Raw genomic sequence first — 12,021 nt, 5'->3', positions numbered from 1 at the left:
AGAAGACCGACAGGCGCCAGAGGCTGACTCAGATTCCGGCCAGGGCCAGGTCCATGGCGAAGTAGGTGAAGATCAGGTCGGCACCGGCACGCTTGATCGAGCCCAGGCTCTCGCGTACCACGCGCTGCTCGTCGATCGCCCCGGCCTGGGCACCGAACTTGATCATCGCGTACTCGCCACTGACCTGGTACGCCGCCACCGGCAGGCGCGAGGCTTCGCGGATGTCGCGGATGATGTCCAGGTAGGCGCCCGCTGGCTTGACCATCAGCGAGTCGGCGCCTTCCTGTTCGTCCAGCAGCGATTCGCGCACCGCTTCGCGGCGGTTCATCGGGTTCATCTGGTAGCTCTTGCGGTCGCCCTTGAGCGCACTGCCGCCAGCTTCGCGGAACGGGCCGTAGAGCGCCGAGGCGAACTTGGTGGAATAGGCCATGATCGGCGTCTGGGTGAACCCGGCGGCGTCCAGGGCCCGGCGAATGGCCTGGACCTGACCGTCCATGGCCGCCGACGGGGCGATCACGTCGGCACCGGCACGGGCGGCGGCCACGGCCTGCTTGCCGAGGTTGATCAGGGTCTGGTCGTTATCCACCTCATGGCCGTGCATCACGCCGCAATGGCCGTGCTCGGTGTACTCGCAGAAGCAGGTGTCGGACATCACCACCATCTCCGGCACCGCGTCCTTGGCGATGCGCGACATGCGCGAGACCAGGCCGTTTTCCTGCCAGGTATCGCTACCGTCGCCATCCAGGTGATGGGACACGCCGAAGGTCATCACCGACTTGATCCCGGCACGGGCATAACGCTCGATTTCGCCAGCAAGCTTGGACTCGGGGATGCGCATCACGCCGGGCATGCTCTTGATCGGCACGAAATCGTCGATTTCTTCTTCGACGAAAATCGGCAGCACCAGGTCGTTGAGGGTGAATTCGGTTTCCTGGAACAGACTGCGCAGTTGTTCGGAACGACGCAGGCGACGAGGACGGGCTTCAGGGAACTGGCTGGACATGATTTTTCCTAAGGCTGAGCGCGGGACAACACGAGCTATATCGAAAAAAGGTTGAAAGCTTATGCCTGCAACCGCCAGGGTACAAACCCGGGACGCTCAAGAGAGCCTTGCCAATCAGGTAACAATCGCCGGCAAGCCCCGTGTTTGCGTCCCTTGGCCCCGGCGCTGCGATCGACCTGCGACGATCTGCCGCAAGAACCCGCGCCCGGCTGCAAGCCCCATCCAGCGGGTGACTACGACCTGGACGCCAGGTTCAGGCGGCCTTCGATACAGGTCGATGCAGCACCGCCGACCCACACCTCGTCCCCCACCTGCTCCACCTCGATGCAACCGGCGCGCCCCATGCTCAGGCCCTGGCTGACACGATAGCGCGATGGCGCCAGCCCGGCTCCCAGCAACCACTGGGCGATACCGGCATTCAAGCTGCCCGTAGCGGGGTCCTCAGGCATGCCGTCTCCGGCGATGAAGGCCCGCACCTCGAACTGCGCGTCACTGGCATCCACCTGCGGATCGCACGGCGCGATCACGCCCACCGCCAGCCCGCTCAGGGCCGGGTAGTCGGGTTGCAGGTCCAGCACCTGCTGACGACTGGCGAGCATCACCGCCAGCCATCCGGCACCGTTATCGACCCACTGCGCTGCAACGATGTCCGCAGGCGCCAAACGCAGGCCGCGGCATACCTGCTCCAGCAACTGCGCCGCTACCGGCCCGGAACGCAACAGGGGCGGCGCCAGGAACGCCAACTGCTGGCCCTGGCGGCGAATCCGCACCAGGCCCACCGCACACTCCTGGACGATCTCTTCACCCTGGGGCACACCACCGGACTCCAGCCAGGCATGGCAACTGCCCAAGGTCGGGTGACCGGCGAACGGCAGTTCGTCCAGGGTGGTGAAGATCCGCAGGCGGTAGTCCGCCCGTGGGTCCCGCGGCTTGAGGATGAATGTGGTTTCACTGAGGTTGGTCCAGTTGGCGAACCTCGCCATTTGCTGGTCGTCGAGCCCATCGGCATCGAACACCACTGCCACCGGGTTGCCTTTGAGGGGCGTGGAACTGAAAACATCGACCTGCTTGAAAGCCAGGGTACTCATGGGCCGTCCTGTTGGTTTTGTTCTGGGAGGGGCACAGTTTACCCAAGGCTCCAGCCCGGGTGCGAGCAACAAAGGCGCTTCACGCCGGCGCCGGACAGGGGCTCTGGCGTCACGAAAAGCGCCGCCCTATCGCCCTGGGCAATCGCCTCTATCGCCCTTTGGAATGACCGCAGGGCCTGGCGTAGAGCCACTTTTTGCAACGTGAAATCCACCGGTCGGAAACCCATAAAATCAGTGTGCCATTAGCCTGTCTTTTCCATCCGCGCTGCTTAACTGCAAAAGCTGCCGAGTACCGCAGCATCCCCTCATCTCCACGGAAGGCACACGCCATGAGCAATGCACCTCAACACGTCATCCCCCCCTATGGAGTCGCCATTCAGTCGGCGATCTCCGAAGGCAAGTTGCCGCAGATGAAAGCCCTGCTGGCCAAACGCGACCCGAGCAAGGCCGAGCCTGCGGACCTGCGTAGCGCCTACGAACAGCTGGTCAAGGAAGTTGCCCGCCTGGAACGGCACTGACCGCTGTTTCCCTGTCACTGAATGGAGGCAAAGCAAATGTCCGGTTCCAACGCACAAGAAAGCCTGTTCCCCGTCAGCTATCGCATCGGCACCTCCGACCCCGGAGCGCCGAACCTGCAACTCAACCTGCTGGTCTACACCCCCGAGCGCAGCCTGCGCGGCACATCGTCGATCACCCAAGCGGCCAGCCCGCCACTGGACCTGCAGACCGACGACTGGGGCCAGTACACCTACCTGACCGTGACGTCCCCCACCAGTACCAAGATCCTCCTCACCGTTGCAGGCAACCAGGGTGGCCCAGGCGCGAATTCGATCATCACCTTCAAGCTGCACCTGGTGGTCGACGACGACTGGAAGCAAGGCGTCGCCAACTACCAGTACTACAACGGCCACAGCTGGGTGACAGTGAACGACGTACCGGCTTACCTGGAGAACAACATCGAATCCAGCAGCCTGTCCCGACCCCAGCCCCACGGCCACTCGCACCATCCGCTGCCACCACTCGCGGCGCTGTACGCGGCCCCGATCCACGGCGCCATCGCCAGCGGCGACCTGGCGCAGATGAAGAGCCTGCACCGCCTGGCTACGCAGCAACTGGAACAGCTGCCGCTGATCCGTACCGCACTGGACGCTGCCAAGAGCGAAATCGCCAGGCAGGAGCGGCGCTGAGCTCCAGGCCCAGTGCACTCTTCCATCACGCCAAGGAGTTGCAACATGACAACTGGACTGTTCCATACCCGCCTGATCATCACCAACCCCGTGATCGGCGCACCGATCCTGACCCTCGACCTGCTGGTCAATACCGTGCGCAAGACCGTCTCAGGCCTGGCCCAAGTGACCCAGAGCACGTCGCCGCCGGTGCATTTCAGCGCCGACGTCTGGGGCGACTACTCGCAGATCAAGCTCGATCGATCCAGCGAAGGACACCTGGTCCTCAACCTCGCGGGCAACCCCAGCGGCCCCGGCAGCCAGATCGCCGAGACCTTCCATCTGCAGGGCATCCTCAACCTGGATTGGGCCAGTGGCTTCGCCAGCTACCGCTACAACTACCAGGGCCATTGGCATGTGGTGCAACACGCCGCCGTGAGCCCAGCCCCGGTGGAACAGGCGGCGCACGTCGAGCCCCAGGGCCGTGCCAGCCACGCGGACCCTGTGCACTTGCACCCGCATCCGCTGTACGCCGTGACGCTGCAACAGGCCCAGGCCAGTGGCGACCTGGCGCGACTCAAGGCACTTGTGGCCCAGGCCGAGCAACAACTGGCCAACAGTGACAACCTGAGCAAGGCCGCGCAGCAGTTGCAGGTGGAAATCCATCGCCTGGAACAACGCTGAACCCCGGCTCCGGGACCGGTCGGCAACGGCCGGTCCCGGCTCGCGGGACAACCGATCGCGCCACTGCCGCTCAAGGAAGGCGCGCCTATTCCGATGGGTTGGTGCCGCGCACCGCCGGGTGCGCAAGGATCTTTTCATGTCAGACCGTCTCCCCGCCCGCTACCTCAGCGAAACCGATATCAAGCGCTATGTGCCTGTGCACGTGGTCTGGGAAATCACCCTCGCCTGCGACCTCAAGTGCCTGCATTGCGGCTCCCGGGCCGGGCACCGCCGCCCCGGCGAGTTGAACACCGGCGAATGCCTGGAAGTGATCGACGCCCTGGCCGCCCTGGGCACCCGGGAAGTCACCCTGATCGGCGGCGAGGCCTATTTGCGCAAGGATTGGACACGACTGATCCAGGCCATCCACGACCACGGCATGTACGTGGCGGTCCAGACCGGCGGACGCAACCTGACCCCAGCCAAGATGCAGGCGGCGATAGACGCCGGGCTCGATGGCGTTGGTATCTCCCTGGACGGCCTGGCACCACTGCACGATGCGGTGCGCAATGTACCCGGCTCCTTCGACAAGGCCCTGGACACGCTGCGCCGGGCCAAGCAGGCCGGGCTCAAGGTCAGCGTCAACACCCAGATCGGCGCTGCCACCCTGCCCGACCTGCCGGCCCTGATGGACCTGATCATCGAGGCCGGGGCCAGCCACTGGCAGATCCAGCTGACCGTGGCCATGGGCAATGCCGTGGATCACCCCGAACTGCTGTTGCAGCCCTACCAGCTGTTGGACGTCATGCCGCTGCTGGCCCGCCTGTACCGCGAAGGCAGCGAGCGCGGGCTGCTGATGAACGTTGGCAACAACATCGGCTACTACGGACCCTACGAACACTTGTGGCGCGGCTTCGGCGACGAGCGCGTGCATTGGAGCGGTTGCGCCGCCGGGCAGACCGTCCTGGCCCTGGAGGCCGACGGCACGGTCAAGGGCTGCCCGTCACTGGCCACCGTGGGCTTCTCCGGTGGCAATGTGCGCAACATGAACCTGCACGACATCTGGCACTACAGCGAGGGCATCCACTTCGGCCGCCTGCGCTCGGTGGACGACCTGTGGGGCTACTGCCGCACCTGCTACTACAACGACGTCTGCCGGGGCGGCTGCACCTGGACCTCACACTCGCTGCTGGGCAAGCCGGGCAACAATCCCTACTGCCACTACCGGACCCTGGAGCTGGAAAAACGGGGCCTGCGCGAACGCATCGTCAAGCTCGAGGACGCGGGGCCGGCCTCGTTCTCCGTGGGTCGCTTCGACCTGATCACCGAACGCATCGACAGTGGCGAAACGGTCTCCAGCGTCAGCGACAGCGGCCAGGTGATCAAGCTGGCCTGGGTCAACCAGGGCCGGGCCTCCCCCGAGGAAGGCCGCATCCCGCCCCGCCTGTCGCTGTGCCGCGCCTGCCGCCAGTACATCCATGCCCATGAACGCCACTGCCCGCACTGCCAGGCCGATGTCGCCGAGGCCGAGGCCCGCCACCAGGAAGACCGCCAGCGCCAGCAGGCGCTGATCAACACCCTGCATCAGTTACTGGGCCTGCCCGAGGAACAGCCGCGCCTGTAGCCGTACCCTTCCCGGTCGCCTCCAGAAACGGGGGCGATCGGGTATAAGCCTTGCGCAAACCATGGAAAAAGCGTCTAAAAAAACCGCTCGCGAACGGTCATTCGACGCTTTGCTATGCAGTGTCCACCGATACCCGCCAGGCTATCGGTTCTCCCAGGGCACGCCCTGGCCGCACAAGGAGAGTACGCGATGAAAATCAACCCCTACCTGGTGTTCAACGGCGACTGCCGGGCTGCCTTCACCTTCTATGCCCAGTGCCTGAACGGCACCCTGGAGATGATGCTGACCTTCGGCGAGAGCCCGGTCCGCGATCATCTCCCGCCTGACTGCCACACACTCATCATGCATACCCGGCTCAATGTCGGCGACCAGGTGCTGATGGCTTCGGACAGTACCCCGGACCTGCCCTATTCCGGTATCCGTGGTTGCTCGATCGCCCTGAATGTCGACAGCGCCACCGAAGCCGAGCGGGTCTTCAATGCCTTGCTTGAGCAAGGCAGCGTCCGCATGCCCCTGGAAAAGACATTCTGGGCCGAACGTTTCGGCATGCTCGAAGACCGTTTCGGAGTGTCGTGGATGATCAACTGCGAACAGAGCCAGCACTAGGTAGCGACATAGCCGAGTCGACCTGGGCAGCACTGCCCGGGTCGATCAGCCGTTCGACCTTGGCCGCATAGGAACGAACCACAGGCCAGGGCAGTGCAAATCATCAGCGGCAACCGCACTTGCATCGGATAGCCTCCTGCTTGTGGTCAAAGCCTGCCAGCCAGACCAAGGGCTGCGGACACTTGAACGGCCACCCGGGCACAACTTTCGTGCCAACCGGGCACTACTGCAAAAGTTTTTTTCAAAATCCTCCACAACCGCCATCCCCCCGCCAGCCGGTGCCTTGGGCGCCATTGGCGACTCTGCACGGGGGGCTTTTGCAGCAGTTCATCAAACAGCCACCAAAACCCTGTACTAGGATACGAAGCGCCCTTTGGTCGATCTGCGGAAACAGGAGTTAAATCCGCAGTCATCCAAACTCGTTGCTATAAGGCAGTCCTGTCCAACTTTCACATTCAAGGATGAAATGATGAACTCACAAGTACTGTTCCCTCACATTGGCAAGGTCATCGCCAGTACCGGCAGCCGTCGCTTCCCACGCATGCTGCACGACCTGATCCTGACCCAGCTGGCAGTGGACGCCACCCATATCACCCAGCTGCGGGTAGACCAGGCTGTCGACGGCCATGGCCACAACGCCGTGCACAACCATCATCCGTTGCATGGCCTGCCAGCCAACGATGACCCGCTGCTGTGCGCCACCTTCCCCGAGCAAGGCAGCGATGCGAGCCCCATGCCACAGCGCCGCCATGGCGACGCCAACCCGGTGCAACTGCACCTGACCGGCCACAAGGACTCCTACCAGTACGTGGTCTCGGTGTATCGCAGCAACCAGGCCCGCAGTTTTTCCGCCCAGGAGCGCACGCTGCTGGAGGATTTCTCGCCCTTGCTGCTGCCGATGGTGGAGAAGCACATCAGTGCCCTGCAGCCACGCGGCGCCGATACCGCCCAGGACGGTTCCGTCGAAGGCCTGGAAACCCTGCGCCTGCGCTTTGCCGATCGCCTGGCGCGGTCCGGCCTGAGCCTGTCCAACCGGGAAATGGAAGTCTGTGTCGGCCTGCTGGCCGGGCGCACCGCGCCACAGCTGGCCGAGCAGTGCCAGCTCAAGGTCAACACCGTCGAGAGCTACCTCAAGCGTGCGGCCATCAAGCTGGGCATCAGCGGCCGCCATTCGCTCCTGCGCTGGATGTACTCGCCCCAGGAGAGTGTCGCCGCAACGGCCAGCAGCAAACCTGAGTGAGTCCCATGCCGCCGGCCAGAACGCCGGCGGCAGGCCCCACACTCAGTCCCGGGCCAGGGCTTCGATGGGGTCCAGGCGTGCCGCATTGCGCGCCGGGACGAAGCCGAAGACCACCCCGATCAGGGTCGAGCAGGCGAACGCCATCACGATCGACCCCATGGAGAACACCATCTCCCACTCCTTGATGAACAAGGTGAACAGGTAGCCGATAGCGAAGGACAAGGCGATACCGATGGCACCGCCAATCAGGCAGACCATCACCGCCTCCACCAGGAACTGCTGGCGGATGTCCGACTGGCGCGCCCCCACCGCCATGCGAATGCCGATCTCGCGGGTACGCTCGGTAACCGACACCAACATGATGTTCATCACCCCGATGCCGCCCACCAGCAGGGATATCACCGCGATCAGCGACAGCAAAAGCGCCAGCGAGCGGCTGGTGCGCTGCACCGTCTGCATGATGCTGTCCAGGTTGTTGGTGAAGAAGTCCTTGGTGCCGTGGCGCTGCGCCATGAGTTTCTTGACGTGCTCCTCCACCACCTTGCTCGGCTGGCCGTCCTTGATCTTGACGCTGATGCTGTCCAGGTGGCGCTGGCCCAGCACCCTCCCCGCGGCCGTCTCGTAGGGCACCCAGACGTTGAGCAGGTTGGCCGCGGTGAACAGGTTCTTGTTCTCGGCGGTGACACCGATCACCGTGCACGGCAGGTTGCCCACCAGGATCACTTGCCCCAGGGGGTCGACGTCCGGGCCGAACAGGCGGTTGCGGGTGTTGTGGTCGATGACCACCACCTGGGCCTGGCGCCGGGCATCGTTCTCGCTGAAGGCGATGCCGGCGGCGAGCTTGATGTCGCGGACCTTGAAGTACAGGTGGCTGACGCCGTTGACCGTGGCGTTGAGGTCGATGTTGCCGTAGCGCAGCAGCAGGCTGCGCCCCACCATCGGCGTGGCGCTGTCGACGTAGTACAGCTGGTTCAGGGCGGTGACGTCGGCGGGCACCAGGGTCTGGATTCCCGCGGCCCGGCTGTCGCCGAAGCTGGTCCCGGGAAAGATGTCGATGGTGTTGCTGCCGATCGCCTGGATGTCCTTGAGCACGTAGCGCTTGGCGCCCTCGCCGATGGCCACGATGGACACCACCGAGGTGATGCCGATGATGATCCCGAGCATGGTCAGCAAGGTGCGCATGCGGTGCGAGACCAGCGCCACCCAGGCCATCACGAACGCCTCCTTGAACAGCCCCAGGCTGGCCACCAGGCGCCGGACCCCGGCCGACCGGGCGGGGGCCGCGGTTGCGGCGACGATCGCCTCTGGCGAGCGCTGGTTGGCCCGGTCACTGACGATCTCGCCATCACGCACTTCGATGATGCGCTCGGCATTGGCCGCCACCTTGGGGTCGTGGGTGACGATGATCACCGTATGCCCGGCCGCATGCAGCTCCTGGAGAATGCGCATCACCTCCTTGCCGCTGCTGGTGTCCAGGGCCCCGGTGGGTTCGTCGGCGAGGATCACCTCGCCACCGTTCATCAAGGCCCGGGCGATGCTCACCCGCTGCTGCTGGCCACCGGACAGCTGGTTGGGCCGGTGCTCCAGGTGCCCGGCCAGGCCCAGGCGCGCCAGCAGTTCGCGGGCCCGGCCATGGCGCCGGGCCTGGGGGCTACCGGCATAGATCGCCGGGATCTCGACGTTGTGCATGGCGTTGAGGTGGGGCAGCAGGTGGTAGCGCTGGAAGATGAAGCCGAAATAGTCGCGGCGCAGTTCCGCCAGGGCCTGGTCGTCCAGATCGCGAGTCTCCCGGCCATTGACCTGGTAGCTGCCGGCCGTGGCGTAGTCCAGGCAACCGAGGATGTTCATCAGGGTCGACTTGCCCGAGCCCGAGGCACCGGTGATGGCCACCATCTCCCCGGCCTCGATGCACAGGTCGATGTTCTTCAGCGCCAGGAACTCGCGCTCGCCGGCCTTGAAGCTGCGGCTGATGCCCTTGAGCTGCAACAGGGGCTGGCTCATGGTCAGGCCCCCGCCGAGTCGGGCAACGGATCACCGATCACCACCTTGTCGCCCTCGGCCAGGCCGTCCTTGACCTGCACCTTGACGTTGTTGTTGATCCCAGTACTGATGTTGCGCGACTGGGCCTGGCCCTTGGCGTCGAGCACCCGCACCGCGAAGCTGCCGTCGGCATTGCGCGGGCCCAGGGCCGCCACGGGTACCATCAGCACGTCCTTGGCGTTATCCAGGACGATGCGCACCTGGGCGGTCATGGAAATGCGCAACCGGTGGTCAGGGTTGGGCACATCGAACAGCGCGTTGTAGAACACCGCGGTGTTCTGCTTGGGGGTACCGGCCGGCTGGGTCTCGAGAAAGTTCTGCGGCGCCGGCTCCGTGCCCCGCAGCTTGGCGTAGTAGCGCTTCTCGGATTCGCCGAGGATGGTGAAGTACACCTGCTGGCCGGGAGTGATGTGGATCACGTCGGCCTCGGAGACCTGGGCCTTGACGGTCATGGTGTCCAGGTCGGCGAGCTTGAGCAGCACTGGTGCCAGTTGGTTGGCGATCACGGTCTGGCCTTCCTGGGTCACCACGCCCACCACATCCCCGTCGATGGGCGCGACGATGCGGGTGTAGGCCAGGTTGACCTTGGCCGTGTCGATCTGGATCTGCGCACTCTTGATCTGCGCGTCCAGGGACATCAGGGTGGCGCGCTGCACCTCGTAGTTGGATTCGGAGGTATCGAAATCCTGCTTGGAGATCGAGGCGTCCGTCTGCAATTGGCGATAGCGCTCGTAGGTGGCCTTGGTTTCCTTGAGCTGGGCGGCGGTGGCCCGGCGCTTGGCCTGCAGGTCCTCCTCATCCACCTCGGCCTGGCGCAGGGTATTGCGCAGCACCAAAGGATCGATTTCCGCCAGCCACTGGCCCTTCGTCACCTTGTCCCCGACCTTGACCTTGAGGGACTTCAATTGCCCGGAAACCTGGGCCCCGACATCCACCTGCTTGATGCCTTCCAACAGCCCCGAGGCCAGCACCGCATTTTCGATGTCGCCCCGTTCGACGATGGCGGTCAGGTACTGCGGTGGCTGCGCCGGCGCGCGCACCGTATAGAAAATCAACCCGGCCACAACCACCAGCAACGACCCCATACCGATTTTGCGAAACTTCGACTTTTCCATAGATGACCACAAGTGCGTTGAGGCTGGGCTCCACCGGCCTGCGGCGAGCCCCTTTACAGAACACCGTGCTGCCGTAGTGAGCAGTGTTCCAGATGAGTGAAACGCTTTAACTGGCCATTGCCGGGCACCCGCCCGGCAATGGCCGACTCCTGTCGCCGGTCATGACACAACCTCCCCCTGGGGCAACGACAGGCCGTCGAGCCACCAGGCCGCCAAGTGGTAGACATTGGGCGCCTTGAGCAGGCTGAAGTGGTTGCCTGGGCAGGACCACACGCCAAGATCGCTCACCTGGCGCCGCCAACCGTGGACCATCCCCTGTTGCTCCCGGCGATTGCCAGCGGCGTCCAGGCTCGGATCGTCGGCCAGGACCAGGCGCACCCGGCCCCGATAGCCATCCCGGGGCTGATAACGAGTACGCAAGGCCGTGGCGAAGGTCCGCGCCGGGCCATGCATGGCTCGCGGGTCGGCACGCTGGGACAACAAGCCGACCCGCACCATGCCGGCATGCAGCAGGTGCATCTGCATGGCGTCGTCCTCGGCGGCGAACGCCACCGGGTCGATGCCCATGGCCTGGCCCGCGGCCAGTTGCATCGACTCCACCAGGCGCCACAGCGCCGCCGTGGTGGTATAGGGCCGCCCCAACTGACCGTCGCTGTCCGGGGCCTGGCTGTCGATCAGGGTCAGTGATGCCACCACCCGCCCGGCGGCCTGCAAGGCCCCGGCCATCTCGAAAGCCACCCAGCCGCCGAAGGAATGGCCGATCAGGTGCAACGGCCCTTGCGGGTACTGCTCCTGGATCGCCTGCAGGTAATGCCGGGCAGCGGCCTCCACCTGGGCATGGGGGGCATCGTTGCCATCCAGCCCCCTGGCCTGCAGGCCATAGATCGGCCAGTCCGTGCCCAGGGCCTCGGTGAGCCCGATAAAACCGGTGATGCTGTCGCCGGCCCCGGGTACGCAGAAGATCGGCGTATGCCCAGGCCGACCGCTCTGGATGCGCAGCAGTGGCTGATGGGCCGTTGCTGCAGGGGTGGCACTGGCCAGGCTGCGGGCTTGTTCCATGGCTGCGCCGAGCGCCTGGCCCAGGGCCTGGACATGGGGCAACTGCATCAAGCTCAGGTGGTCCCCCGGCACGGCGATGCAGTGCAGGCGCTCGCTGGGCAGCACCTCGCCCCAGCCCAGGGTCGGGCTGCGACGGGACAGTTCGGTCGGCCGCTCGGTGGCACAGAACAGGTGCACCGGCACGCCAATCGGATGCAGGTGGTAGTGGGCCAGCGCATGACCATGGGCCACCTCGCGATCCAGGTACTGCCACAACTGCTCGGCACTGGCCGCAGCCAACTGCTCGAACAGCAGCCCCTGCTCATCCAGCTGCTGAAGCAAGGCCTGGAAATCGAACTGTTCGAACCTGCTGCCCATGAGCTCCACGGCCGCCAGCGACGCCTCGCCGGCCACGCCCTGGGCACTCCAGTAAGCCTG

At 64.9% G+C, this 12,021-nt stretch carries 11 protein-coding genes (1 of these 11 running past the window's edge); 6 read left to right on the top strand and 5 right to left on the bottom strand.

The genetic code is table 11. The annotated features are described in order from the left end of the window. Window positions 1-28 precede the first annotated feature (28 nt). Both hemB and C4K39_RS10810 read right to left on the bottom strand, forming a co-directional pair. Window positions 29-1,003 carry a porphobilinogen synthase gene (hemB, locus tag C4K39_RS10815; protein WP_068588817.1) on the bottom strand — a complete coding sequence of 325 codons (975 nt, stop codon included), beginning with the start codon at window positions 1,001-1,003 and terminating at the stop codon, window positions 29-31. Between the two features lie 233 nt (window positions 1,004-1,236). Continuing rightward, window positions 1,237-2,091 carry a PhzF family phenazine biosynthesis protein gene (locus C4K39_RS10810; RefSeq protein ID WP_124346325.1) on the bottom strand — a complete coding sequence of 285 codons (855 nt, stop codon included), beginning with the start codon at window positions 2,089-2,091 and terminating at the stop codon, window positions 1,237-1,239. Window positions 2,092-2,420: 329 nt separating this feature from the next. Between C4K39_RS10810 and C4K39_RS10805 the strand changes: the two genes are divergently transcribed. From C4K39_RS10805 to C4K39_RS10780, 6 genes are all read left to right on the top strand, one after another. Beyond that, a complete protein-coding gene (locus tag C4K39_RS10805; RefSeq protein WP_068588822.1) occupies window positions 2,421-2,609 on the top strand; it encodes a DUF1843 domain-containing protein in 189 nt (62 codons plus the stop codon). A 36-nt stretch (window positions 2,610-2,645) separates the two neighbouring features. Then, the gene (locus C4K39_RS10800) at window positions 2,646-3,278 is read left to right on the top strand and encodes a DUF1842 domain-containing protein (protein ID WP_124346324.1); all 633 of its coding nucleotides are present in this window, start codon (window positions 2,646-2,648) and stop codon (window positions 3,276-3,278) included. Window positions 3,279-3,323: 45 nt separating this feature from the next. Continuing rightward, complete coding sequence (locus C4K39_RS10795; protein ID WP_124346323.1) at window positions 3,324-3,941, top strand: DUF1842 domain-containing protein; 618 nt, start codon at window positions 3,324-3,326, stop codon at window positions 3,939-3,941. 136 nt (window positions 3,942-4,077) lie between these two features. Beyond that, on the top strand, window positions 4,078-5,544 hold the full coding sequence (locus tag C4K39_RS10790) for a GDL motif peptide-associated radical SAM/SPASM maturase (RefSeq protein ID WP_124346322.1): 1,467 nt from the start codon (window positions 4,078-4,080) through the stop codon (window positions 5,542-5,544). 189 nt (window positions 5,545-5,733) lie between these two features. After that, a complete protein-coding gene (locus C4K39_RS10785) occupies window positions 5,734-6,150 on the top strand; it encodes a VOC family protein (protein WP_068588754.1) in 417 nt (138 codons plus the stop codon). Between the two features lie 469 nt (window positions 6,151-6,619). Further along, window positions 6,620-7,390 carry a helix-turn-helix transcriptional regulator gene (locus C4K39_RS10780; protein WP_068588751.1) on the top strand — a complete coding sequence of 257 codons (771 nt, stop codon included), beginning with the start codon at window positions 6,620-6,622 and terminating at the stop codon, window positions 7,388-7,390. A gap of 42 nt (window positions 7,391-7,432) precedes the next feature. On the opposite strand, the gene C4K39_RS10775 is transcribed toward C4K39_RS10780, so the two are convergent. The 3 genes from C4K39_RS10775 to C4K39_RS10765 all read right to left on the bottom strand — a co-directional run. Beyond that, window positions 7,433-9,391 carry a MacB family efflux pump subunit gene (locus tag C4K39_RS10775; protein ID WP_124346321.1) on the bottom strand — a complete coding sequence of 653 codons (1,959 nt, stop codon included), beginning with the start codon at window positions 9,389-9,391 and terminating at the stop codon, window positions 7,433-7,435. 2 nt (window positions 9,392-9,393) lie between these two features. Further along, entirely contained in the window at window positions 9,394-10,545 is a 1,152-nt protein-coding gene (macA, locus tag C4K39_RS10770; protein ID WP_068588745.1) for a macrolide transporter subunit MacA, read from the bottom strand. Between the two features lie 159 nt (window positions 10,546-10,704). Next, window positions 10,705-12,021, bottom strand: the final stretch of a protein-coding gene (locus C4K39_RS10765) for a non-ribosomal peptide synthetase (RefSeq protein WP_124346320.1). Its footprint extends 13,374 nt past the window's final position; 1,317 of the gene's 14,691 nt are visible here — the last part of the coding sequence; its start codon lies beyond the right edge, outside the window; it ends in the stop codon at window positions 10,705-10,707.

Source organism: Pseudomonas sessilinigenes, from assembly GCF_003850565.1.
In the GTDB taxonomy this organism is placed as follows: Bacteria; Pseudomonadota; Gammaproteobacteria; order Pseudomonadales; family Pseudomonadaceae; genus Aquipseudomonas; species Aquipseudomonas sessilinigenes.
The sequence above is the reverse complement of the archived record's forward strand: the minus strand, read 5'-3'. Positions and strand labels throughout refer to the sequence as shown.